22 protein-coding genes and 2 riboswitches are annotated in these 24593 nt (G+C 70.2%); of the genes, 15 read left to right on the top strand and 7 right to left on the bottom strand.

The annotated features are described in order from the left end of the window. Positions 1-6: 6 nt before the first annotated feature. From ABZV00_RS07895 to ABZV00_RS07885, 3 genes are read right to left on the bottom strand one after another with little or no spacing between them, the layout of a single operon-like run. The gene (locus tag ABZV00_RS07895) at positions 7-660 is read right to left on the bottom strand and encodes a histidine phosphatase family protein (protein WP_355602848.1); all 654 of its coding nucleotides are present in this window, start codon (positions 658-660) and stop codon (positions 7-9) included. Further along, positions 657-1430 (bottom strand): CbtA family protein, encoded by a 774-nt coding sequence (locus tag ABZV00_RS07890; protein ID WP_355602847.1) that lies wholly within the window; start codon positions 1428-1430, stop codon positions 657-659. The genes ABZV00_RS07895 and ABZV00_RS07890 overlap by 4 nt, the downstream gene beginning before the upstream one ends. Further along, positions 1421-1624 (bottom strand): CbtB domain-containing protein, encoded by a 204-nt coding sequence (locus tag ABZV00_RS07885; RefSeq protein WP_355602845.1) that lies wholly within the window; start codon positions 1622-1624, stop codon positions 1421-1423. The genes ABZV00_RS07890 and ABZV00_RS07885 overlap by 10 nt, the downstream gene beginning before the upstream one ends. Positions 1625-1682: 58 nt before the next feature. Then, positions 1683-1763, bottom strand: a riboswitch (cobalamin riboswitch). 175 nt (positions 1764-1938) lie between these two features. Continuing rightward, positions 1939-2155: riboswitch (cobalamin riboswitch) on the top strand. Between the two features lie 201 nt (positions 2156-2356). On the opposite strand from ABZV00_RS07885, the gene ABZV00_RS07880 reads away from it, so the two are divergent. The 3 genes from ABZV00_RS07880 to ABZV00_RS07870 all read left to right on the top strand — a co-directional run bounded on the left by ABZV00_RS07880 (position 2357) and on the right by ABZV00_RS07870 (position 6137). After that, positions 2357-4690 carry a ribonucleoside-diphosphate reductase subunit alpha gene (locus ABZV00_RS07880; RefSeq protein WP_355603121.1) on the top strand — a complete coding sequence of 778 codons (2334 nt, stop codon included), beginning with the start codon at positions 2357-2359 and terminating at the stop codon, positions 4688-4690. Positions 4691-4728: 38 nt separating this feature from the next. Then, complete coding sequence (locus ABZV00_RS07875) at positions 4729-5724, top strand: ribonucleotide-diphosphate reductase subunit beta (RefSeq protein ID WP_355603119.1); 996 nt, start codon at positions 4729-4731, stop codon at positions 5722-5724. 110 nt (positions 5725-5834) lie between these two features. Continuing rightward, complete coding sequence (locus ABZV00_RS07870) at positions 5835-6137, top strand: GNAT family N-acetyltransferase (RefSeq protein WP_328417628.1); 303 nt, start codon at positions 5835-5837, stop codon at positions 6135-6137. Between the two features lie 44 nt (positions 6138-6181). Here ABZV00_RS07870 and ABZV00_RS07865 read toward each other — a convergent pair whose 3' ends face one another. Next, positions 6182-6976 (bottom strand): siderophore-interacting protein, encoded by a 795-nt coding sequence (locus ABZV00_RS07865; protein WP_355602843.1) that lies wholly within the window; start codon positions 6974-6976, stop codon positions 6182-6184. Between the two features lie 185 nt (positions 6977-7161). Between ABZV00_RS07865 and ABZV00_RS07860 the strand changes: the two genes are divergently transcribed. The 7 genes from ABZV00_RS07860 (at position 7162) to pdxY (ending at position 15643) form a co-directional block, all read left to right on the top strand. Further along, on the top strand, positions 7162-8208 hold the full coding sequence (locus ABZV00_RS07860) for an iron-siderophore ABC transporter substrate-binding protein (RefSeq protein ID WP_355602841.1): 1047 nt from the start codon (positions 7162-7164) through the stop codon (positions 8206-8208). Further along, positions 8205-9248, top strand: a complete 1044-nt coding sequence (locus tag ABZV00_RS07855; protein WP_355602839.1) for an iron ABC transporter permease — start codon at positions 8205-8207, stop codon at positions 9246-9248. Before ABZV00_RS07860 ends, ABZV00_RS07855 begins: the two co-directional genes overlap by 4 nt. Then, positions 9245-10279, top strand: coding sequence for an iron chelate uptake ABC transporter family permease subunit (locus ABZV00_RS07850; RefSeq protein ID WP_355602837.1), 1035 nt, complete (start codon positions 9245-9247; stop codon positions 10277-10279). The genes ABZV00_RS07855 and ABZV00_RS07850 overlap by 4 nt, the downstream gene beginning before the upstream one ends. Further along, positions 10276-11124, top strand: a complete 849-nt coding sequence (locus tag ABZV00_RS07845; RefSeq protein WP_355602835.1) for an ABC transporter ATP-binding protein — start codon at positions 10276-10278, stop codon at positions 11122-11124. Before ABZV00_RS07850 ends, ABZV00_RS07845 begins: the two co-directional genes overlap by 4 nt. Before the next feature lie 5 nt (positions 11125-11129). Next, positions 11130-12836, top strand: coding sequence for an ABC transporter ATP-binding protein (locus ABZV00_RS07840; protein WP_355602833.1), 1707 nt, complete (start codon positions 11130-11132; stop codon positions 12834-12836). A gap of 14 nt (positions 12837-12850) precedes the next feature. Beyond that, positions 12851-14683: an ABC transporter ATP-binding protein gene (locus ABZV00_RS07835; protein ID WP_355603117.1), complete on the top strand. Its 1833-nt coding sequence runs from the start codon at positions 12851-12853 to the stop codon at positions 14681-14683. A 108-nt stretch (positions 14684-14791) separates the two neighbouring features. Continuing rightward, positions 14792-15643, top strand: a complete 852-nt coding sequence (gene pdxY / locus ABZV00_RS07830; RefSeq protein ID WP_355602831.1) for a pyridoxal kinase PdxY — start codon at positions 14792-14794, stop codon at positions 15641-15643. 45 nt (positions 15644-15688) lie between these two features. Here the strand turns inward: pdxY and ABZV00_RS07825 are convergent, their stop codons facing one another. After that, entirely contained in the window at positions 15689-16714 is a 1026-nt protein-coding gene (locus ABZV00_RS07825) for a polysaccharide deacetylase family protein (RefSeq protein ID WP_355602829.1), read from the bottom strand. Positions 16715-17274: 560 nt separating this feature from the next. Here ABZV00_RS07825 and ABZV00_RS07820 point away from each other — a divergent pair. Continuing rightward, entirely contained in the window at positions 17275-18273 is a 999-nt protein-coding gene (locus tag ABZV00_RS07820; RefSeq protein ID WP_355602827.1) for a glycoside hydrolase family 11 protein, read from the top strand. Positions 18274-18554: 281 nt separating this feature from the next. Next, on the top strand, positions 18555-18947 hold the full coding sequence (locus ABZV00_RS07815) for a hypothetical protein (RefSeq protein ID WP_355602825.1): 393 nt from the start codon (positions 18555-18557) through the stop codon (positions 18945-18947). Between the two features lie 64 nt (positions 18948-19011). On the opposite strand, the gene ABZV00_RS07810 is transcribed toward ABZV00_RS07815, so the two are convergent. Next, positions 19012-19344 carry a putative quinol monooxygenase gene (locus ABZV00_RS07810; RefSeq protein WP_355602823.1) on the bottom strand — a complete coding sequence of 111 codons (333 nt, stop codon included), beginning with the start codon at positions 19342-19344 and terminating at the stop codon, positions 19012-19014. 355 nt (positions 19345-19699) lie between these two features. Between ABZV00_RS07810 and ABZV00_RS07805 the strand changes: the two genes are divergently transcribed. Together ABZV00_RS07805 and ABZV00_RS07800 are read left to right on the top strand one after the other, a co-directional pair. Beyond that, positions 19700-19996, top strand: a complete 297-nt coding sequence (locus ABZV00_RS07805) for a DUF1540 domain-containing protein (protein WP_328417604.1) — start codon at positions 19700-19702, stop codon at positions 19994-19996. Between the two features lie 162 nt (positions 19997-20158). Then, positions 20159-21097, top strand: coding sequence for a DUF2470 domain-containing protein (locus tag ABZV00_RS07800; RefSeq protein WP_355603115.1), 939 nt, complete (start codon positions 20159-20161; stop codon positions 21095-21097). A 132-nt stretch (positions 21098-21229) separates the two neighbouring features. Here the strand turns inward: ABZV00_RS07800 and ABZV00_RS07795 are convergent, their stop codons facing one another. Beyond that, positions 21230-22156, bottom strand: a complete 927-nt coding sequence (locus ABZV00_RS07795; RefSeq protein WP_355602821.1) for an acetamidase/formamidase family protein — start codon at positions 22154-22156, stop codon at positions 21230-21232. Between the two features lie 116 nt (positions 22157-22272). On the opposite strand from ABZV00_RS07795, the gene ABZV00_RS07790 reads away from it, so the two are divergent. Further along, on the top strand, positions 22273-24579 hold the full coding sequence (locus tag ABZV00_RS07790; protein WP_355602819.1) for an LLM class flavin-dependent oxidoreductase: 2307 nt from the start codon (positions 22273-22275) through the stop codon (positions 24577-24579). Positions 24580-24593: the final 14 nt, after the last annotated feature.

The raw sequence follows: 24593 nt of genomic DNA, 5'->3' as shown, positions 1-24593 counted from the left end.
CGCCTCTCATGCCGGTCGCGTCGAGATGGTCGTAGGTTGGTCGTCCGCACCGACGTCCGGTGTCCCGCATGCCGGCGGCGCGCCCAGTCGCAGCCGCCACCGTGCCCCGTCGCCGGTGAGCCGGACGATCGCCAGCGGCTCGACGTCCAGTTGCCGGAACGTCGCCAACGGCAGGTCGAGGGCATGGACGATCGCGACCCGGAGCACGATCGGGTGGGTGACGGCGGTGATCCGCTGGCCACGGCCGCACTGCCCGTCCAGCCAGCGGCCGACCCGGTTCCGCAGCGACAGGACTGATTCCCCTCCGTGCGGCGCGGCGTCCGGTGCGGACAGCCACTCGCGCAGCGCCTGGGGCTGCTCGGTGCCGACCTCCTCCAGCAGCCGTCCGGACCAGTGTCCGTAGTCGCAGTCGGCCAGCGCCGCTTCGATGGTGGGCGTCAGGCCGAGGGCGTGAGCGGTCTGGGTGGCCGCCGCCGCTGGACTGGACAGGCAGACGTCGGTGGCGCCCAGGATCGACCGCTGGCCCGGCGCGGCGGGGGCTAGGGCGAGGGCGGCTCGCAGGCCGCCCTCGTCCAGGCCGTCGTTCTTCCCGCCGAACCGGGCCCGTCGCAGGGCGGCGGTGTGACCGTGGGCAACCAGCCGCAGGCTGGTGGCGGTCACGTGCTCAGGGGTGCGCTGGCGGTTCCGCGTCGCCGTTCGTGGTTCATCAGGGCCGCGAACAGCAGGCCGATTCCGGTCCAGAGCACCACCTGGGTGCCGAGGGAGGCCAGTCGGAAGTCCCAGAGCAGGGCGGCGGGGAAGTCGTCCGGGACCTCCTGGAACGACGGCAGCACCACGTAGGACATCGCGGTGACCAGCAGGAATCCGCCGAGGGCCGTGATGGCCCGAAGCCACTGTGGCGCCTCGTCGCCGAGCGCTCGGTAGCCCAGCGAGCCGGCCCAGACCGCCACCAGGCCGAGCACCACCATCAGCAGGTAGGTGCCGGTGCGTTGGTCGATGGTGGCCGGGTCGCCGGCGGCCGGGGGATTGGCCGGGTACTTGATGAACGGCACGATCACCACGCCGAGCAGCGCGGCGCCGGCCAGCAGCAGACCCGATCGTCCGTCGTCGTAGGCCCGCCGCCGGCGGCACAGCAGGACGTACGCGGTGGCCAGCAGGCCACCCATCGCGGCGCCGAACAGGCCGGTGGCCAGAAACAGGCCGCCACGCTGGCCAGTCCTGCTGACCATGGCATCCTCGTGATCGTGTCCGCCACTGGCGGGCTCGGCGTGCGCCGCGGCCTCCTCGATGGCGATGGCCGCCTCGACGTGTGGTTCACCGGCGACGTAGGCGAACGTTCCGGCGAGCAGGCCCGCGGCCAGGCCGGCGAGCAGCCCGCGAAGGAGAACGCTGACGAACGTGGGCGCGGCCCTGGTGGCGGTCAGTGGCACGGGACACCGAGCAGGTGCCGGCCGTCGTGCATCAACTCGTGCAGGTACATCCCGCTGCGCGAGACCGCCCCCTGGTCAAAGGCGACGAGATAGGCCAGCAGCGTGAGCACGGCGACGGTGGCCAGAACCGTCCACAGGAGACGGGTATTGCCAGCGGGATGCACCAACGGCTGGCTGGAAGTGGAGCTGGACATGCGTGCGCGAACCTCCTCGGGGATGACGCGTCCCCATCGCAAGGCTGCGGACGACCGAGTGTCCTGGCTCGCGGCCCCTCCCATAGAGGATGGGGACCGCTCACAGTGGCGCGACCGCGCCGGATTCACACCGGCTTCCCTCGCGTCGCCGCAGATAGTGGGTCGACCGTATCGGTGCCGGTCCGAACGGTCAACCCGCTCTCTGCGGCATCAGGGTGGACGGTCTCAGGCGCCGGTGACGGTCGTCACCAGCCCGGCCGCCGACACGCCCGGGACCGACATGTGGGGTGTGACAACGGCGTCTCTCCCTATATATGGTGTCGAGCGCAGCTGGTTCGGCCGCTCATCCAGGTGGTCGAGGCAAGAGGGAACCCGGTGGAAATCCGGGACTGCCCCGCAGCGGTGAGTGGGAACGACCGCCGTCATCAGCACTGGGCCGCCAAGCGGTCTGGGAAGCGACGGCCAGTAGGAGACCGGCGAGCCCGGTCGTGCCCGCAAGTCCGAAGACCTGCCAGCGCGCCGTGCACCCGCACCCGGGTGGGCGGCGGTCCGACGCCGCGTGGGACGGCTGACGCCACCGACCCACGCCCGTCGGCGTGGCGTCCGCCGGTGTCTGTCTCCTCGTGTCCGAGGGCCATCAGGTCTCGAACTCGCGAGGAGTGAGTAGTGACGGTCACCCAGGTAGCTCCGGTCACCGGCGACCCGGCCCCGCCCGGCCGGCGGCGGACGCAGATGCATGTCCGCAAACGCGACGGCGCCAGCGAACCAGTGGACGTGAACAAGATCGTCCGGGCGGTCGAGCGGTGGACCGACGACCTCACCGACGTCGACCCGCTGCGGGTGGCGACCCGCACGATCAGCGGCCTGTACGACGGCGCGACGACGGCCGAACTGGACCGGCTGTCCATTCAGACCGCCGCCGAGATGATCGGCGAGGAACCGCAGTACTCCCGCCTCGCCGCCCGGCTGCTGGCCGGCTACGTCGACAAGGAGGTCCGCCGGCAGGGCATCACCTCGTTCAGCGCGGCGATCCGGATCAGCCACGCCGAGGGCCTGATCGGAGACGACACCGCCGCGTTCGTCGCCGCGCACGCCCGTACCCTCGACGAGGCCGTCTACGCGGGCGGCGACCGGCGGTTCGAGTACTTCGGCCTGCGCACGGTGTACGACCGGTATCTGCTGCGCCACCCGAGCAGCCGGCTGGTGCTGGAGACCCCGCAGTACTGGCTGCTGCGGGTGGCCTGCGGGTTGTCCCGTACGCCGGACGAGGCGGTCGACTTCTACCGGCTGATGTCCAGCCTGGCCTACCTGCCCAGCTCGCCGACGCTGTTCAACTCCGGTACCCGGCACACCCAGATGTCCTCCTGCTACCTGGTCGACTCCCCGCGCGACGAGTTGGACTCGATCTACCAGCGGTACGCCCAGGTCGCCAACCTGTCCAAGTTCGCCGGCGGTATCGGCATCGCGTACTCCCGGGTCCGGTCCCGGGGCTCGCTGATCCGCGGCACGAACGGGCAGTCCAACGGGATCGTGCCGTGGCTGCGCACACTGGACGCGAGCGTCGCGGCGGTCAACCAGGGCGGCCGGCGCAAGGGCGCGGCCTGCGTCTACCTGGAACCGTGGCACCCCGACGTCGAGGAGTTCCTGCAACTGCGGGACAACACCGGCGAGGACGCCCGGCGTACCCACAACCTGAACCTGGCCAACTGGATCCCGGACGAGTTCATGCGCCGTGTCGAGGCCGACGAGCTGTGGTCGCTGTTCGACCCGCACGAGGTACCGGAACTGCCCGACCTGTGGGGGGAGCGGTTCGACGCCGCGTACCGGGCGGCCGAAACGCAGGGCCGCTACGTGCGGCAGGTCCCGGCGCGGGAGCTGTACGGGAAGATGATGCGCACCCTGGCCCAGACCGGCAACGGGTGGATGACCTTCAAGGACGCGGCGAACCGGCTGTGCAACCAGACCGCCGAGCAGGGCAACGTGGTGCACCTGTCCAACCTCTGCACCGAGATCATCGAGGTGTCCAGCGACGCCGAGACCGCCGTGTGCAACCTCGGCTCGGTGAACCTCGCCGCCCACCTCACCGACGGCGGCGTCGACTGGGAGCGGCTGCGCGCCACGGTCCGTACCGCGGTGACGTTCCTCGACCGGGTCATCGACATCAACTACTACCCGACTCCGCAGGCGGCGGCGAGCAACCCCCGCTGGCGGCCGGTCGGGCTCGGGCTGATGGGCCTGCAGGACGTGTTCTTCGCGCTGCGGCTGCCGTTCGACTCTCCGGCCGCCCGGGAGCTGTCCACCCGGATCAGCGAGGAGCTGTACCTGACCGCCCTGGAGACGTCCGCCGAGCTGGCGCGCCGCTTCGGCGCGCACCCGGCGTACGGGCAGACCCGGGCCGCGCGGGGGCAGTTGCAGCCCGACCTGTGGGGGGTCGAGGGAACGCAGACCGCACGGTGGGCCGAGCTGCGGGAGCGTGTCGAGGCCCACGGGCTGCGCAACTCGCTGCTGGTGGCCGTCGCCCCGACCGCCACCATCGCGTCGATCGCCGGATGTTACGAGTGCGTCGAGCCGCAGGTGTCCAACCTGTTCAAGCGGGAGACGCTGTCGGGGGAGTTCCTCCAGGTCAACACCGCTCTGGTACGCGAGCTGAAGACCCGTGGCCTGTGGACCGACCGGATCAGGTCGGCGATCAGGCGCGCCGAGGGGTCGGTGCAGGACATCGCGGAGCTGCCGACCGACGTCCGGGAGCTGTTCCGCACCGCCTGGGAGCTGCCGCAGCGGGCGCTGATCGACCTGGCCGCCGCCCGCGCACCGTTCATCGACCAGTCCCAGTCGCTGAACCTGTTCCTGGCCTCGCCCACCATCGGCAAGCTCTCCTCGATGTACCTGTACGCCTGGAAGGCCGGGCTGAAGACCACCTACTACCTGCGTTCCCGCCCCGCCACCCGGATCCAGCAGGCCACCGTCGCGCCCACCGCCGTCGCCCTTGTCGCACCCGCGGCCACCGACGCGGAGGCACTGGCCTGCTCGTTGGAGAACCCCGAGTCGTGCGAGGCCTGCCAGTGACCGCCGCCCACACCACCACCGACACGAGGACCACGCACATGCTGCTCGACCCCGGGATGGACCTCACCCTCCGCCCGATGCGTTACCCGCACTTCTTCGACCGGTTCCGCGACGCCATCCGCAACACCTGGACCGTCGAGGAGGTCGACCTGCACGCCGACCTCGCCGACCTCGACAAGCTCTCCCCGGCCGAGCGGCACCTGGTCAGCCGCCTGGTGGCCTTCTTCGCCACCGGCGACACCATCGTCGCCAACAACCTCGTGCTCAATCTCTACCAGCACGTCAACAGCCCCGAGGGTCGCCTCTACCTGTCCCGGCAGCTGTTCGAGGAGGCGGTGCACGTCCAGTTCTATCTCAACCTGCTCGACACGTACGTGCCCGACGAGACCGAGCGGTTCGCCGCCTTCGCGGCCATCGAGAACATCCCCTCGATCCGCCGCAAAGCCGAGTTCTGCTTCCGCTGGATCGACTCCCTGAACGATCTTCGGGAGCTGCGGACCCGCGAGGACCGCCGGACGTTCCTGCTCAACCTGATCTGCTTCGCCGCCTGCATCGAGGGGTTGTTCTTCTACGGCGCCTTCGCCTACGTCTACTTCCTGCGCTCCCGTGGCCTGCTCCACGGCCTGGCCTCCGGCACCAACTGGGTGTTCCGCGACGAGTCCATGCACATGGCCTTCGCATTCGACGTCGTCGACACCGTCCGTCGCGAGGAACCCGACCTGTTCGACGACGACCTCGCCGACCAGGTCCGCCAGATGCTCACCGAGGCCGTCGAGTGCGAGGTCCAGTTCGCCGAGGACCTGCTCGACCACGGTGTTCCGGGACTGACCCTGACCGACATGCGGGAGTACCTCCAGCACGTCGCCGACCGGCGGCTCGCCCAACTCGGCATCGCCCCGCACTACGGGTCGGCCAACCCGTTCGCCTTCATGGAGTTGCAGGACGTGCAGGAACTGTCGAACTTCTTCGAGCGGCGGGTGTCGGCGTACCAGGTCGGGGTCAGCGGCACCGTCGCCTTCGACGACGACTTCTAGCCCTGACGCGACGAAGCCCCGGACCGCTGACGACAGAGGTCCGGGGCTTCGGTCCGCGGTGCCCTCGCACCGACCAATTGGCCGGCTGGACAGCGTGGTTGGATGGTCCGGTGCAGTTCACCGTGACAGACGCGCCGACGCGGGAGCGGTTCGAGGCGCGCGACGAGGCGGGCGTGGTCGCCGGGGTGGTCACCTACCAGCTGACCGGCACCATCATCGTCTACACCCACACCGAGGTTGATCCGGAGTTCGAGGGCAAGGGCGTCGGGTCGACCCTGGCTCGTGCCGTGATGGACGACGCGCGGGCCAAGGGCCGGACCGTGGTGCCGATCTGCCCGTTCCTCGCCGAGTGGCTGGGCAAGCACCCGGAGTACGAGGGCATCGTGGCCCGATCGACTCGCAAGGTCAAATAGCTCCGGGTGCGGATGCCGGACGATGGCGGCCGTAGGCGGAAGGTTCAGTGTGCGGCGACCTTCCAGTAGCCGCAGAAGTAGACGCGGTCCTTGGCCATGCCCCGTTCGGTGCACAGATGCCGGCGGACGGTCGTGACCATCGCGGACTCACCCGCCACGAAGGCGTACGGCGCGCCGGCCGGCAACGCCAGCTCGCGCAGCGTGCGGATCACCACATCACTGCCGCCCGCCGGTGTGCCGCCGCGGTGCAGCCAGGTCAGCGTGACACCGGCAGGCGTGCGTACCTCGATCTCGTGTTCCGCGGAACCCACCTCGATCAGCGCGATCGCCCGCGTCCCAGGCGGCAGCGCCTCGACTGCCGCGGTGATCGCCGGCATGGCGGTCTCGTCGCCGATGAGCAACTGCCACTCGGTGTCCATGGGCGGGGCGTAGTCGGAGCCGTCACTGAGCACGCCGATCGGGTCGCCGGGTGCGGCTCTCCGCGCCCAGGCCGAGGCCGGTCCGCCGTCGCCGTGGAGCACGAAATCGATGTCCAGCTCCCGGCGTCCGGCATCCAGGCGCCGGACCGTGTAGTTGCGAACCACCGGCCGCAGCTCCGCAGGCATGGCCTGCAGGGCGGGCCACCACTGCTCGGAGTCCGGCAGGTGCAGTTCGGCGCCGGGTGCGGCGAGGAAGATTCGCGCCAGCTGGTCCGGTCCGCCGTAGCCGAAGCGGTCGATCTCCATGCCGGTCAGCGTGATACGCCGCAGATGAGGTGTGAGCGGCCGGTTGGCGACGACCTCGGCGAGCATCGGGCGTTTGATCAGCCCGGCCTCGACCGGAATGGTGGCGACGGTCATGTGCCGCTCCTTTGTGGATCGTGAGCCATGTCCTGGTCCGAAGTTAGGCTAGCCTAGCCTCGCTTCGGCGCTCGGAGAACCCCCGCCGCCCTGGTCTGCTCACTCCCGCTGTGGCCGACTGGGTCGCAGGGGTTGATCACGAAGGGCTCTCATATTGGTGTGTTAGCTTAGGCTCCCCTTACCTAATGCAGGAGTTCAGAACCATGCGCCAAAACCGCTTCCTGACCGGGGTCGTCGCCCTGGCCGCAACGTTGGCGCTCGCCGCCTGCGGCGGATCATCAAAGGACGAGGACGCCGCCGCCGGCAGCAGCACCGCGGCGTTCCCGATCACGATCAAGCACGCGCTCGGCACGACGACGATCAAGGAGAAGCCGAAGCGGGTCGCAACCGTGGCCTGGGCGAATCACGAGGTTCCGCTCGCCCTCGGCATCGTTCCCGTGGGAATGGCGAAGGCCAACTTCGGCGACGACGACGGCGACGGCATCCTGCCGTGGGTGGCCGAGAAGCTCAAGTCGCTCGGCAGCACCGCGCCGGTGCTGTTCGACGAGAACGACGGCATCAACTTCGAGGCCGTCGCGGACACCCAGCCCGACGTCATCCTTGCCGCGTACTCGGGCCTGACGGCGCAGGAGTACGAGACCCTGAGCAAGATCGCTCCGGTCGTCGCCTATCCCGAGGGGCCCTGGGCCACGGCGTGGCGCGACACCATCAAGCTGGAGAGCCAGGCCCTCGGCCTAGCGAAGGAGGGCGACGCGCTGATCGCCGACTTCGAGAAGCAGATGACCGACGCCACCGCGAAGTACCCGCAGCTGGCGGGCAAGTCGGCGATGTTCATGACGCACGTCGACCCGACCGACCTGAGCAAGATCGGCTTCTACACGACGCACGACACCCGGGCCCAGTTCTTCGCCGACCTCGGCCTGAAGGTGCCGGGCAGCATCGCCACGCTCTCCGCCGGCACAGACAAGTTCAGCCTGAACCAGAGCGCCGAGCAGATCCAGGTCTTCAACGACGTGGACGTCATCGTCGCCTACGGTGACGACAAGCTCCTCGCCGCCGCGCAAGCCGACCCGCTGCTGTCGAAGATCCCCGCGATCAAGCGCGGGTCGGTGGTCATGCTCTCCGGCACCACTCCGCTGGGCACCGCGGCGAACCCGACCCCGCTGGCCATCCCGTTCGTGCTGAACGACTACGTCGCCATGCTCGCCAAGGCTGCCGACCAGGTGTCATGACCCAGCTCGACTCGCGTGCCCTGCCGGACGTCGCCGTGGTGCGGCGTCCGGCACGGGTACGCCTGCTGTGGTTTCTCGTCGCGGCCGCGGTGCTGCTGGCGCTCATGGCGGCATCGGTCGCGCTGGGTTCCCGCAACGTCGGCTGGTCCGACATCCTCGCCGCATTCCAGGGCGTGGACGAGACCATGGAACAGGCCGCCGTCACCAAACGGATCCCGCGGACCCTGCTCGCCGTGATCGTCGGCGCGGCGCTCGGCCTGGCCGGGGCGGTGATGCAGGGCGTGACCCGCAACCCGCTGGCCGACCCCGGAATCCTGGGCGTGAACATGGGGGCGTCGCTCGCCGTCGTCACCGGAATGGTCATGTTCGGCCTCTCCTCGCCGACCAGCTACCTCTGGGTGGCGATCCTCGGCGCTGGCCTCGCGGCTGTCTTCGTGTACGCCGTCGGCTCCCTGGGACGCGGTGGCGCGACGCCGCTCAAGCTCGCGCTCGCGGGCGCTGCCACGTCCGCCGCGCTCGCGTCGCTGATCAGCGCCTTCGTGCTGCCCCGCAACGACGTCGCCGGCAACTTCCGCTCCTGGCAGATCGGCGGGGTCGGCGGTGCCACCTACGACAGCATCCGGCAGGCACTGCCGTTCCTCGCCGTGGGTCTGGTGATCTGCCTCCTGTCGGGCCGGGCCCTGAACTCGCTCGCGCTCGGTGACGACCTCGCGGCGGGGCTCGGCGAGCGGGTCGCCGTGGTGCGGGGCATCGCGGGTGCCGGTTCCGTGCTGCTGTGCGGCGCCGCCACGGCGGTCGCCGGGCCCATCGGGTTCGTCGGCCTGGTCGTCCCGCACGTGTGCCGCCTCCTCATCGGGCTCGACCACCGGTGGCTGCTGCCGTTCTCCGCGCTCCTCGGCGCGTCGTTGCTGACCGCAGCCGACGTCGTCGGACGGGTGGTGGCACGCCCAGCGGAGATCGATGTGGGCATCGTGACGGCGCTGATCGGCGCCCCGTTCTTCATCTACATCGTCCGTCGGCAGAAGGTGCGCGAGCTGTGAGCACTGCGACTCTCGAGGCCGTCACCCACGGCCGGGTCCGCCGTACCCGTCGACGGCGCGGCGTGCTCATCGTCCTGGCCGTCCTCGTCGTCGCGGCGTTCGCCGTCTCGTTGATGGCGGGACGCACCTTCTATCCGCCAGCCGACGTCCTGGCGGTGATCGCCGGCGAGGACGTCCCCGGGGCCTCCTTCACGGTGGGCACGCTCCGCCTGCCGCGGGCGGTCCTCGCGATCCTGGCCGGGGCCTGCTTCGGGATCGGCGGCGTCACCTTCCAGACGATGCTGCGCAACCCGCTCGCCAGCCCCGACCTCATCGGCATCAGCTCCGGCGCGAGCGCTGCAGCCGCCTTCGCGATCGTGACGCTGCACCTCGGTGAGGCCGGCGTGTCCGCCTTCGCGATCGTCGCCGGGCTGGCCGTGGCGCTGGTCATCTACCTCCTGTCGTTCAAGGACGGCGTCGCCGGCACCCGCCTCGTCCTGATCGGCATCGGCATGGCCGCCATGCTCGACAGCCTGACCGCGTACGTCCTGACCCAGGCCGCCGAATGGGACCTGCAGGAGGCCCTGCGCTGGCTGACCGGCAGCCTCAACGGCGCCACCTGGGAGGAGACCGTTCCGGTGGCCGTTGCTGTGGCCGTCCTGGTCCCGGTGCTGCTGAGCCAGGCCCGCAACCTCGCCATGATGCAGCTGGGCGACGACACCGCGGCGGCGCTCGGGGTCCGCCTCGAACGCACCCGGATCCTGGTCATCATCGCGGCCGTCGGTCTCATCGCCTTCGCCACCGCGGCGACCGGGCCGATCGCCTTCGTGGCATTCCTCTCCGGCCCGATCGCCGCCCGGATCATCGGACCGGCCGGGTCGCTGCTGCTGCCGTCCGCCCTGGTCGGCGCCCTCCTGGTGCTGGTAGCGGACTTCGTCGGCCAGTTCGCCTTCGACACGCGCTACCCCGTGGGTGTCGTCACCGGCGTGCTCGGCGCGCCCTACCTCATCTACCTGCTCATCCGTACGAACCGCGCGGGAGGCTCGCTGTGACCACCACTCATACGCTCGCAGTCGAGAGTCTCATGCTCGGCTACAAGGACCGCGTCGTCATCGAGTCGCTCGACCTCGTCGTGCCGCCCGGAAAGATCACGGCGATCGTCGGCGCCAACGCGTGCGGCAAGTCGACCCTGCTGCGATCGATGTCACGCCTCCTCGCGCCCCGCGCCGGCCACGTCCTGCTCGACGGCAAGCAGGTGCACCGGCTGCCGGCCAAGCAACTGGCCCGTACCCTCGGCCTGCTTCCCCAGTCACCGACGGCGCCGGAAGGGATCACCGTGGCCGACCTCGTCGGGCGCGGGCGCAATCCGCATCAGCGCGTACTCTCGCGCTGGAGCAGGGAGGACGACGCCGCCGTGGCGGCGGCCCTGGACGCGACACAGACGGCGGACCTCGCGGACCGCTCGGTCGACGAGCTCTCCGGCGGCCAGCGGCAGCGGGTCTGGATCGCCATGGCCCTGGCCCAGCAGACGGACCTGTTGCTGCTCGACGAGCCGACGACATTCCTCGACGTCAGCCATCAGGTCGAAGTCCTCGACCTGCTCACCGACCTCAACCTGACGCGCGGAACGACGATCGTCATGGTGCTGCACGACCTCAACCTGGCCGCCCGGTACGCGGACCACCTCATCGCGCTGGCCGCCGGTAAGCTGCACGCCGCGGGAGAGCCGGCGCAGGTCCTGACGCAGGAGTGCGTCCGTGCCGTGTTCGGCCTCGAAAGCCAGGTCATCATCGATCCGACGTCGGAGAAGCCGCTGATGCTGCCGATCGGCCGCCATCACGTCATCCCGTCCGCCGGCCGGCCGGCTGACGCCCTCGCCCCGCTGGCCGGGTCCTGACCCTCATGGCAGGCGACGACATCAGCAGTGGCGTGCTGCTGCGCCGCGTCCTGCGCCGCCAGCGCGGCCGGGTGGTGGCGGGCACCGCGCTGCTCTGCACCCACCAGGCCACCGAGGCCCTCGTCCCGGTCGCCATCGGCGTGATCATCGACCGCGCGGTCGCCACCGGGGATGTGCGCGCGCTGGTGCTCTCGCTCGCCGGTCTTGCCGTCCTCTTCACCGTTCTCGCCTTCGCCTACCGATCCGGCGCCCGCCTGTCATACGCCGCCCTGGAGAAGGAGGCACACGCCGTACGGGTCGAGATCGCCAGGAGTGCCCTGGACCCGCGCGGACACCGCTCCGGCATGCGGGACGGAGATCTGCTGGCGGTCACCGCCTCCGACGCCGAGTTGTCCGCGCTCGTGGTGCGGGTCGCGGGGCTCTCCGCCGCGGCGATCACCGCCCTCGTGGTCGCGGCCGTCGCGCTGCTCATCGTCGACGTTCCGCTCGGGCTCGGGGTGCTCATCGGCGTACCTCTGGTGGTCTTCGCCCTGCAGCGGATGGCGCCGTTGCTCACCCGGCGCAGCGCATCGCAGCAGGAGGCTCTCGCTGCCACGACCTCGCTCGCCGTCGACCTCGTCACCGGTCTACGCGTGCTGCGCGGCATCGGCGCACAACACCACGCCGCACGCCAGTACGCGGCCGCCAGCCGCCACGCCCTCGACGTCACCTTGCGTGCCGCCACCACGAAGGGCCTGCACCTCGGGCTCACCACCACGGTCAACGGACTCTTCCTCGCGACGGTCGCCGGCGTCGCCGGCTGGCTCGCGCTGCAGGGCCGGCTCACCATCGGTGAGCTCGTCGTCGTCGTCGGGCTGGCCCAGTTCATCGCCGAGCCCGTGCAGACGCTCGGGTACTGCGTGCAGGTGTTCGCCATGGCGCGCGCGTCGGCGGGCCGGGTCGCCCGGATACTCGGTGCCGCGCCGCTCATCCGGCCGGGTACCGCCGGGACGCCTGCTCCGAGCCCGTCGCGGCTCGCCCTCGACAAGGTCGGGTACGCCGGGCTCGACGGAGTCTGCGTACAGGTCAACGCCGGTGAGGTCCTGGGCGTGCTCGCCTACGACCCGAGCGAGGCCGAGGCGCTGGTCGCGCTGCTGTCCGGCCGGGTGCCCCGGGAGGACTACCAGGGAACGCTGTACGTCGACGGCGTGCCCGCCGAGGAGCTGCACATCGACGCCCTGCGCAGCACCGTCCTGGTCGAGCAGCATGACGTGGCGTTGTTCGAAGGGACGCTGCGCGCCAATCTCGCCGCCGGTGCCAGCATCGACGAGACCGTCCTGCACGCCGCGGTGCGGGCTGCGGCGGCCGAGGACGTGCTGGCCGCGCACCCGCACGGCATCGACCGCGTGCTCACCGAGCGGGGGGCGAACCTGTCCGGCGGGCAGCGACAGCGGATCGGGCTCGCCAGGGCACTCGTCGCCGACCCACCGGTGCTGGTGCTGCACAACCCCACCACGGCGGTCGACGCCGTGACCGAGGTGCTGCTCGCCGAGGGATTGGCCTCCGCTCGCGGAGCGGCGGCCCGGGGCACGGTGCTCATCACCAACAGTCCAGCCCTGCTGCGGATCACGCACCGGGTGGCCGTGATCGACCGTGGGCGGGTCATCGCCGAGGGCTCGCACGACCAGCTGCTCGCCAGCGACGCCCGCTACCGCGAGGAGGTCCTGCGGTGACCGATGAGCCGACCATGATTGGTGCCGAATCCCGGCAACTGCTGCCGACGGCCACCGCCCGGCAGACCTGGGCCGCCCTCCGCGCCGAATTCGCCCGGCTGCCCGGGCTCAGCGCCGTCGCCGTGACGCTGCTGGTTGCCGCGGCCGCGACCGGGCTCGTCGCCCCCTGGGTGCTCGGCCGGCTCGTCGACGACGTCATGGCCGGGTCCGACACGGCACGGATCGTGGCCTGGGCCGGTGTGATCGCGGGCGCCGCGGTGCTCGCCGGCCTACTCACCGCGGCCGGGGCCGCGTTCGCCGCTCGCCTCGGCGAGACCGTGCTCGCGCGGCTGCGGGAGCGGGTCCTCGACCGCGCCCTGCACCTGCCATCCGCCACCCTGGAGCGTGCCGGGACCGGGGACCTGATAGCACGCGCCGGCGACGACGTGGCCGTGGTGACGAATGTGATCGCCACCAGCGGCCCTGCCTTCCTCGGCGCGCTCCTGTCCATCGTGCTGACCGCGGCAGGGCTCTTCGTCCTCGACTGGCGGCTCGGCCTCGCCGGGCTGGCCGCGGCCCCGGCGTACGCGTTGGCGCTGCGCTGGTATCTGAAGCGGTCGGTTCCGTACTACGCCCGCGAGCGAGTGGCGACCGGCGAGCGGGCACAGGCGATGGCCGGGGCACTTCGCGGCGCGGCGACCGTGCGCGCGTACCGGATGGAAGACGCCCACGTCGCTCGCATCGCCGATCGCTCTGCCACTGCCCGCGACCTGTCGCTGGAGATCTTTGGCCTGCACACGCGATTCGGGCTGCGGATCAACCGGTCGGAGTTCGTGGGGCTTGCCGCCGTGCTGCTCGCCGGTTTCCTGCTGGTTCGCGACGACCTGTCCACCGTGGGAGCGGCCACCACTGCCGCGCTCTACTTCCACCGCCTGTTCAACCCGATCGGCCTGCTGCTGCTCGAGTCCGATTCGGTGCTGCAGGCCGGGGCAAGCCTCGCCCGGCTCGTCGGCGTCACGTCACTGCCCGACTCCGCCTCCCCCGAGGGCTCCGTGCCCGCTCGCCCAGGACCGTCCGCGACGGTGGGGACGGGGGAGCCTGAGCCTGCGGCGCTGGAGGTGGTCATCGCGCGGCACTGCTACGACGACGGACCCGTCGTGTTGCAGGACATCGCCCTGCGTCTCGCGCCCGGGGAACGTGTCGCTCTCGTCGGAGCGAGCGGAGCGGGCAAGAGCACGCTCGCCAGCATCACCGCCGGAATCATCGCGCCCGCCGACGGGTCGGTGTGCCTGCGGGGCGTACCGCTGGCGCACCTGGGCGAGCACCGCGTTCGTCGGGAGATCGCCCTGATCAGCCAGGAGGTGCACGTCTTCGCCGGGCCGCTCCGCGATGACCTGCGCCTCGCCGACCCGGACGCCACCGACGCCGAGATGACCGCCGCCCTCGACCTCGTCGGCGCCACCGCCTGGCTGCGTACCCTGCCGGACGGCCTCGCCACCAGCGTGGGGGAGGGCGGGCGGCACCTCACCGCCGCCCAGGCCCAGCAGCTCGCCCTCGCTCGCCTCGTCCTCGCCGACCCCTTCGTCGCGATCCTCGACGAGGCCACCGCGGAGGCCGGCAGCGCGGGCGCGCGGGACCTCGACCGTGCGGCAGCGGCGGCCACCGAGGGCCGTACCACGCTGATCGTCGCCCACCGCCTCAGCCAGGCGGCCACCGCGGACCGCGTCGTTGTCCTGGAGCACGGGCGCGTCGCCGAGCAGGGCACGCACGACCAGTTGCTGGAGGCCGGGGGAGGGTACAGCCGGCTGTGGCGTTCCTGGAGCACGCCCGATCTCGCGGTGCCGTCCTCGTCCGGCCCGCTCGTCTGACTCGATTCGCCGAGCTGTCCCGGCCCGGGCCCACGGACCGGAGTGGGTCACCCGACAGAAACGGCGGGCCGGACGTGCGGCACCAGCGGGAACCGCCATGATGAGCCGGTGAAGATCCTGTCCATCCAGTCGTCCGTCGCCTACGGCTACGTCGGTAACTCGGCGGCCGTGTTCCCCCTTCAGCGGCTCGGCCACGAGGTCTGGCCGGTCCTGACGGTCCACTTTTCCAACCACACCGGGTACGGCGCATGGCGTGGGCCGATGCTGGCACCGGCCGACGTGGCAGAGGTGATTGCCGGCATCGCGGACCGCGGGGCCCTCGGCAGCGCCGACGCGGTGCTGTCGGGCTACCAGGGTGACCCGGCGATGGGTGCGGTGATCCTCGACGCGGTGGACAAGGTCAAAGCGGCCAACCCGGACGCGGTGTACTGCTGCGACCCGGTGATGGGCGATGCCGGCCGCGGGATGTTCGTCCGGGCAGGCATCCCGGAGTACCTGCGGGACGTCGTCGTCCCGCGCGCCGACATCATCACCCCGAACCAGTTCGAGCTGGACTTCCTCGCCGCCCGTACGACGAACTCGCTGGCCGACTTGTTGGACGCCGTCGACGTGGTGCGCGAGACGGGGCCGCGGCACGTCCTGGTCACCAGCGTGCTGCACGGCGACGTGCCGGTGGGCTCGCTGGAGGTGGTGGCCGTCTCGGACGAAGGCGCCTGGGCGGTGACCACGCCCCTGCTGCCGATCAACCCGAACGGCGGGGGTGACGTCACCGCAGCGCTGTACCTGGCGCATCTGCGGACGACGGGCTCACCCGCGACGGCGCTGGAACGCACCATCGCCTCCGTCTTCGCCGTCCTCGAGGCGACCCTCGCGGCGGGCACCCGGGAGATCCAGCTGATCGCGGCCCAGGACGCGATCGCCGAGCCGCCAGCCCGGTTCACCGCCCGACGGCTACGCTGACGGCGCCTCGCCCGGAGCAGCAGCCGTACCGGCGCCCCGCCTCTGTCAGCCGGCCGTGCAGGAGCGGATCTGCGGTCGGGCGCTGCTGTTGCCGTTGAACATCGTGGTGAAGCCGAAGGTGTTGCCGCTGCCGTTGGACCGCATGGTCAGGACGTTGCCGCTGCCGTCCCAACTGGCGCTGCCGTTCCAGGTGGTGGAGATCCTCTGCGGTGCGGTGGTGGCCACGACCACGGTCCAGGTGTTGGCGCCGCTGACCGTCACCGAGGTGTTGTACCGGTCGCCCCAGACGTTGGTGGTCGTCGCCGTCGCGGTGCAGCTTCCGCCAGAGGGAGGCGGGGTGCCACCGCCAGGCGGCGGGTTCGTGCCGTCGGGCGCCACCGCGCGGCCGGTCGACGGCGAGATCATGCCGGGGCACAGGTTGCGGCTGGTCAGGTTGGCGATGATCTGCGGGATCGCGTCGCGGGTGTTCTGGATCCCGTCGTGCATGAGGATGACCTGGCCGGCCTGGAGACGGCCGGCGTTGGACACGATCTGGCCGACGCTGGCACCGTTCCAGTCCTGAGAATCCACGTCCCAGATCACCTGCCGCATGCCGAGTGACGAGGCAACGGACTGGAGGGTGGAGTTGGTCTCCCCGTACGGCGGCCGGAACAGCTGCGGCCGGCTGCCCGTGGCCGACTGGATCGCCGAGCTCGTCTGGGACAGGTCGGACTGCATCTGAGCCTGACTCATCGACGTCATGTGGGCGTGGTTCCAACTGTGGTTGCCGACCCACATGCCGGCGGCCACCTGCGCCTGCGCCGCAGCCCGGTTGTTCTGGACGTTCTGCCCGACGTTGAACATCGTGGCCCGTACGCCGTTGTTGCGCAGCACGGTCAGCAGGGCGCTGGTGCTGCCGGTCGGACCGTCGTCGAAGGTGAGCCCGACGTAGCCGTTGCAGGCGGCGGCGCTCGACGGGGTCGCGGTGGCTGCGATGACGACGCCGCACATCGCGATGGCGGTGGCCAGCACGGACAGCGCCGCGCGTAGTCGCCCCGACCGGATGACCGCGCCAGCGGAGACATTGCTCATCTGGTGCCCCTTCTACCGGGCCCGGACGCGCTCCGGTGTGTGGGCAGCACGGTCCGGACCTGTGGGTGTGAGCGGAGAGGTCAACCGAAACCGAAGCGGAGCGGATCGCATCGACCTTGATGGATCGGAGTATTACAGCGAGAATTCAAGCACGTCAACAACTTCCGGAAAGTACCGGCCGTCGCCGAATCAGATCTTGATCGCCTGGGCCGCAGCTTCGGTCATCGACTTAAGGCGATCGTTCGGCCTTGTCGCTGCGCAGGGGAAACGGTGTACCAAGGTCAAGTGGGGCCCTGACTGATTTCCGCAATGTTTCCGGAAGGCGTTGACATCCAGGCTGAGCCGTATCAATACTCTCGCCATCGACAGACCTCGACCGATGTCGATCCAGGACACGTACCGCGCCCTGGTCCTCCGGTCGCCGACGGCAGGGCGACCGGCCAACCCCCACCGCGTTGTGAGACGTCGAAGCCCGGTGGCCGTCACCGCCGAGCGCCGAGCGCCTTGCCGGGTCGCACCACGCTGTCTGGCCGCCCTGCCAGCCTTCACGAGGAGGAAGCATGCACCTGAACGACGCCCCCACCCACCCGAAAGGCCGGATCCGCGGCCGCATCAGGCTGTTCGTCGGCGGTGCCTGCGCCCTGGTGCTGGTCGCGGCCTCGGCGGTCCTGTCCGGCCCGGCTCAGGCGGCCGTGACCTCGAATCAGACCGGCACCAACAACGGTTACTTCTATTCGTTCTGGACCGACAGTCCCGGGTCGGTCTCCATGGAGTTGGGAGCCGGGGGGAACTACAGCACCTCCTGGCAGAACACCGGGAATTTCGTCGCCGGTAAGGGCTGGAGCACCGGCGGGCGCAGGAGCGTGAGCTACTCGGGCAGTTTCAATCCGTCCGGCAACGCGTATCTGACCCTCTACGGGTGGACGAGAAACCCGCTCATCGAGTACTACGTCGTCGACAACTGGGGCACCTACCGGCCCACCGGCACCTACAAGGGCACGGTGACCAGTGATGGCGGCACGTACGACATCTATCAGACGCAGCGGGTCAACCAGCCCTCCATCGAGGGCATCAGGACCTTCTACCAGTACTGGAGTGTGCGGCAGTCAAAGAGGACGGGTGGAACCATCACCTCGGGCAACCACTTTGATGCCTGGGCCCGCAATGGAATGAACCTGGGCAGTCATGACTACATGATTCTCGCCACCGAGGGATACCAGAGCAGCGGGAATTCCAACATCACGCTGGGCGGCTCCGGCGGCGGTAACCCGACCACCCCGCCGCCCGGCGGGGGTGGCTGCAGCGCGTCGCTCTCCGCCGGCCAGCAGTGGAGCGACCGGTACAACCTCAACGTCTCGGTCTCCGGCTCCAGCAACTGGACCGTGACGATGAACGTCCCGTCCCCGGCGAAGATTCTCTCCACCTGGAACATCAGCGCCAGCTATCCCAGCGCCCAGGTACTGACCGCCAGGCCCAACGGAAACGGCAACAATTTCGGTGTCACCATCCAGGCCAACGGCAACTGGACCTGGCCGACGGTCTCCTGTAGCGCGAGCTGACCCGAGTCCACGCCTTCCGGCGCGGCGGCCGATCGGCCGCCGCGCCGGAGCACCGCCGGCCTGTGGTCAGCGGCGAGGAGCGCCAGACGAGTCGGCCACGCTCGCATGCCGATATCCCGTAGTCCAGGCGATCGCGGGTGTGCCACCAGCACCTGTAGGGGTGCGTCCTCGGGGTTGTCTCTGGGGGCGGCGCGGGGATCGCCCGGATGTGCCGATGAACCGGGTGGGGTGACGATCGGCTTGCCGATCGACACCGAGCGCACTGAGGGAGAGTGTTCGCGATGGCTGATTCCCTGCTACGCCCCGCACAGCAACGTTCGCCCCGGTTGGCGCCGGCCGGGCTTGCCGCAGTTCGGGTGCTGTTGTTCGTCCTGGTGGCCGAGCACGCGTTCTCGCTGTTCACGCCGCCGTACGGAATCGGTGTCCCGCAAGCGTTCCACCTCAGCTTCGGGCTTTTCTACGCGTGGCTGGCGGTCAAGCTCTTCAGCGGCCGCACCTGGACCCGGGTGCTCGTCACGGTGCTGCTCGCGATCCAGTTCGTCGGGCGGTTCTTCGTCTTCGCGCTCATCGACAATTCGTGGATCAGGCTTCTGCTGATCATGGGCGCGGTCGTGACGATCGTCGTGGTCTGGATGTTGTGGTTCGTCCGCCCGGTGCGCGCGTTCTTCCGGTGACGTACGCCGGCGGGGCGTGCCGGGTCGATGCCGTTGCCATCCCGGCGCGCCTGCGCCAGCGCGGTCAGCGCCCCTCGGGCACGGCCATCTCGCCGAGCAAAGACCAGTCCTCCTGCGGCACCGTGGCGTTCACGATGCGCGGCGTCTCGGCCAGGTGCGGCGGCAGGGTCTTCTGCGCCGTGCGGAAATGGGCGGACTGCACGTGTGCCCCGCCGGCCTCGTCGTCGCGAAACGCCTCAACCAGCACGTACTCGGTCGGGTCGTCCAGGCTGCGGGACCAGTCGAACCACAGGCAACCCGGCTCGGCCCGGGTCGCCTCGGTGAAGTCGGCGGCGATCTGCGGCCACCGGTCAGCGTGCTCGGGCATGACGCGGAACTTGGCGGTAATGAAGATCATGGTGTCCAGGCTACCCAGGTCCCGCGTTCTCCGGCAGCGCCCATATCCACCCTCGTCCTACACCATGTGGAGACCAACCACTACGCATGATGAGAAGGGCTCTTCGATATTCGGCAGGTAAAGCAAGACTGGCCTAACAAAGGTAAGGCTAATCTTTCTTGTTCACGACCCAGGCAGGAACTGCGACAAGTCTGCTGTCACCGGCGTTCGCCGCTAGAGTGGTGATTGCTATTCAGATTTAAATGCAGGATGGCTGGTAACGGGTTTGCCCTCCATCTGAGCGGCAAATATTGACGGCAGATCCACACGCCGGGTGGACATGCCCCGCCGCCTGGCCCGGACAAAGGGAGACACCATGAAAACGTTGCTGCAGTCGCCTCCGGTACGCGAATGCGCCGCCACGACCTGTAGTTTCAACGACAGCGGCTGCCACGCTCCGGCGATCACCGTGGCCTCGACGGGGGACGCCGCATCATGTGCGACGTTTGTCGAGTCGTCGGTGGCCGGAGGGATCGCGGAGGTCACCGGTGCGGTTGGCGCTTGCGCGCGTTCCGAGTGTGTCTACAACACCAACCTCGCCTGCACCGCCGAGTCCATCACTGTCGGTCCGGGCGCCACCGCGAGTGACTGCCTCACCTACCAGCCCGCGTGAGAGTCACCAGGTGCCGCCCTACCGGGTGACGGCGCCTCGGGCTCGGTGCCGTGCCGCCTTGCGGCGGTACGACACCACCTCACTTGGCAAGGTAAGCCTTGCCTACTAAAGTCATGCCCCTAGGTCGAGTTCGTCTTCACTTCATGGCCGAGGGGGCCCGACATCGTGTTCCATCCCGCCGGGCATCGAGCAGAGCTGGCTGATGCCGCTTCCGGCTCCGACGCGACGGCAGAGGCGCCAGCGGCGGGAGTACGCGCCGTAGCGACCGGTTTGACCAGCGTGACGGTGCGCTCCGCCCTGTCCGCCACGGCGTCACTACGGCTCCGGCTCGGCGACACCGCCATAGATCTCATCGAAGAGCACGCCGTACTGCCCGACGGCACGGTGGTTCTCGCGGTCGATGCGATGACCCAGGCCGGCGGCCTGTTGGTCGCCGCCCGAGGTCGACCGGGGGCAGTCCGGCTCGACGTGACGCAGCTCATTCCGGTTGCCGTCCGGTCCCGGGTGCGGGCCAGGGTGTGGGTGTTGGGTACCGCCCGCCGGTTCGACCCGGCCAGCCTGGACTCGTGCGACGACGACACTGTCCTGTCCCTGCTCGACCTGCCTCCCGTCGCGCTGTGGGCGGTCGAACCGGTCGAGGTCGGCCTCATCCGTGACGGCGACGAAATGACGGTGAGCGTCAGCGCCTATCGTGCCGCCCTGCCGGACCCGCTCGCGACCGTCGAGGCCGCACACCTGCAGCACCTCGTCCAGCGGCACGGCGACGTTCTCGACCAGCTCGCGACGCTGGTCGACCCCGCGGTGACCGCCAGGTCGACTCGGGTCGTACCGGTCGCCGTCGACGCCGACGGCATGGTGCTCCGCGTCGAGGCAGCAGACGGACACACCGACGCCCGGCTGCCGTTCCCCATCCGGGCCACCGGGCACGCCGGCCTCGCCGAGGGACTGCGAATGCTGCTTGCCGAGGCGTCACGGCCTGGCTCCGGCCGCCCGCCTCGCACCGCGGCTGTCGCGGCGCGGCCTCCGGCGATCGCCTGCGATCTACCAGGGGCGTTGTGCGGCATACCGTCAGTGACGAAGCACGCGACGCCGGAGCAGTAACGGCGCGGTGGCCGCCGCCGACCTGTCCACCGAGATGCAGCGGATCCGGTGGCTGGCGTACGCGATCCTGGACGGCGGCCCGCACTGACGGGATCATCGAGGCGCTGACAGCGCCGACGTGGTCGCGCCGGCTCAGCGCAGCGCGTCGTGGCGGAGCACCGCGTGCGCGCCGACGGTCTGGTTGACGATCTGCGTCACCCGTACGTCGACCGCGACGCTGGCCAGCGCCACCGCGTCCGGACGACTGATGCCGTGCAGCCGTTGCATCAGGGTCAGCATCGAGTCCAGGGCCATGAACGTGGCGTCGTCGAGGGACGCGCCGACGCCAAGGGTCAGCCAGGCGTCCGCAGTGCGCGCCACCGGGCCGGTGACCGGGAAGTCGTCGCGGACGTCGACGGTCAGCGTCACCTCGTCCATCGGGCACTCGATCGCGGTACCGCCGACCTCTCCGTCCCCCTGCGCGGCGTGCCCGTCTCCGACCGAGAACAGCGCCCCGTCGACCGGGATCGGCAGCAGCAGGGTGCTGCCGGCGGTCAGATCCTTGCAGTCCAGGTTGCCGCCGTGGGGTCGCGGCGGCACCGTCGAGTGCTGCCCCGGCTCGGCCGGCGGCATGCCGAGCACCCCCATGAAGGGGCGCAGCGCGATGGTGTGGCCGTGCTGGTTGCGGCCGGTCATCGTCACCGGGTCCAGTGCCCAGGTGTGCACCACGCCGTCCGTCTCGACGCCGTACCGCTCGTTGAAGTTGCTCGGCCAGCCGCCGGCCACAGTGGTCCCCCAGGTGGCCGGGACGATCGCGTCGATGCGTACCTCGAGGGTCTGGCCGGCGCGGGCACCGCGGACCGCAACCGGACCGATCAGCGCGTGTCCGTGGTCGGGCTGGTACTGCGGGGCCCGGGGCCGTTCCCGGTTCTTCCCGCCCGGGTACGGGCCGGCCGACCACCAGCAGTCCAGGGTGCGGTAGGTGACGGTGTCGCCCGGCTCGATGGTGAGCACCGGCGGGAAGTCGGGGGAGAAGTGGCCGTGCAGGGTCTCGTCGCCCGGGGTGAGGGTGTGTCGCATCTGCGCAGGCTAGTTGCTGCCGTGACGTCGCCGCGAGGGTAGGGAATACGTTGTCCAGCATATGAGTTGTTGACCAACAGATACCCGAGCGATGGTGAGATTGGTGGCAACCGCACATGCCTGATTACGGACACGAACTCCTGTTCGGGACGTTTCTCACGCCGAGCGCGGACGACCCGGATCGGGTGGTGACGCTGGCCGAACTGACCGAGACGGTCGGATTGGATCTCGCCACCTTCCAGGACCATCCGTACAACGCCGAGTTCCTCGACACCTGGACCCTGTTGAGCTGGGTCGCCGCCCGCACGGAGCGGCTCAGGGTCTCGGCGAACGTCCTGAACCTGCCGCTGCGTCCGCCGGCCGTCCTGGCCCGGGCCGCGGCGAGCCTGGACCGGCTGTCGCACGGCCGGTTCGAACTCGGCCTCGGCGCTGGCGCGTTCTGGGACGGCGTCGAGGGCATGGGTGGCCGTCGGTTGACCGCGGGGCAGGGCGTCACCGCGCTGCGGGAGGCGATCGACGTCCTGCGCGGCGTCTGGGACGACGCCGACTCCGGACCGCTGCGGAGGGAAGGGAAGTACTACCCGATCCCGGGCATGCAGCGCGGCCCGGTGCCGGCTCATGCGATCGACATCTGGCTCGGCGCCTACCAGCCACGCATGCTGGCGTTGACCGGCCAGACGGCCAACGGCTGGTTGCCGACCCTGGAGTACCTCCGGTCGCCGGACCGGTTCACCGCCAACCGCCTCATCGACGAGGCGGCGGTCGAGGCCGGACGGGACCCGCGCCAGATCCGTCGGCTGCTCAACCTCTTCACGGTCGACGTGTCGTCGCGTAACCGCGGCTTCCTCCAGGGACCGGCCGAGCAGTGGGTCGACCAACTCCTCCCGCTGGTGCTGGAGGAAGGGTTCAGCGCCTTCCTGATCGGCCGCGACGATCCACGCCTCATCCAGACCTTCGGGCAGGAGATCGCTCCCGCGCTGCGGGAGGCGGTGGCCAGGGAGCGCCCGGGGAACGCGGCCCCGACCGGTCCGGTCCGGTCCGCCGTCACCCTGGCGAAGCGCCAGCCCGGCATCGACTACGACGCGCTGCCCGCGTCGCTGGCCACCCGGTCCGTCGAGCCTGGCGACCCGGAGTACGAGCGGGTGCGGCACAGCTACAGCTGGCAGGGATCACCGGCCCTGGTGATCCGTCCGCAGGGTGCCGCCGAAGTGGTCGACGCGGTCGCCTATGCACGGACGCAGAGTGCTCCGATCTCCGTACGCAGTGGCGGGCACGGCATCAGTGGCCGATCGACGAACGACGGCGGAGTCGTCATCGACCTGTCCACGATGAACAAGGTCGAGGTGCTCGACCGGGCCACCCGCCGGATCCGCCTGGAGCCGGGAGCCCGCTGGGGCCACGTCGCCCGGGCGCTCGCCCCGTACGGCCTGGCGATGAGCTCGGGAGACTACGGTGACGTGGGCGTCGGCGGCCTGGCCACCACCGCCGGCATCGGATATCTGGTCCGCAGGTACGGCCTCACCATCGACCACATCGTCGCCGCGGAGATCGTCACCGCGGACGGCAGCCTGCTCCGCGTCGACGAGCACCATCACCCCGACCTGTTCTGGGCGATCCGTGGCGCCGGCGGCAACTTCGGCGTCGTCACCGCCCTCGAACTGGAGGCGTACGAGGTCGACAACGTCGCCTACGCCCAGCTCGTCGTCGATGCGACCGACACGGCCGGCCTGCTCCGTCGTTGGGGCCAGCTCGTCGAGGACGCGCCGCGGGAGATCACCAGCTTCCTCTCCCTGTTCCCCGCCCGCCGTGGCAACTCCGCTGCGGCCCAGGTCACCCTCGTCTACGCCGGAGACGACGTCGAAGCGGCGCAGGCCGCCCTGAGCCCGTTCCTCGAGATCGGGCCGATCCTCGACCAGCAGGCCCAGCTCGTGCCGTACCCGGCGATCGTCGCACCGCCCGGTAACCAGCATCGGGGCCAGGGACTGTCCGACAGCCACAGTGGCCTGCTGCATCACATCACCCCGCAGGCGGCGGACGTCATGGCCGCCATGATCCACTCGGGTGACGTGATGATCATGCAGCTCCGTTCCGTCGGGGGGGCGGTCAACGACATCGCCCGCGAGGCGACCGCCTACGCACACCGGGACCAGAACTTCTCGGTACTCGCCGCCACCGTCGCGGACCGCAGGTCCCAACTCGACAAGCTCTGGGCTGACCTGTACGAGCACCTCGACGGCATGTACCTCAGCTTCGAGTCCGACACCAGTCCGGAACGGCTCCTGGACGCCTTTCCCGAGCCGACCCTCAGCCGGTTGCGCGCCATCAAGGCGACGTACGACCCGGACAACATCTTCAACCGCAACTTCCCCATTCCACCGGCGGGTGCCCGGTGGACCGAAGAGGAGATCGACGATGCCGACTGAGACCACTGGGCCGC

Source organism: Micromonospora sp. NPDC005173 (assembly GCF_040608515.1).
GTDB lineage: Bacteria > Actinomycetota > Actinomycetes > Mycobacteriales > Micromonosporaceae > Micromonospora.
This window is presented reverse-complemented; position numbering and strand designations above follow the sequence as displayed.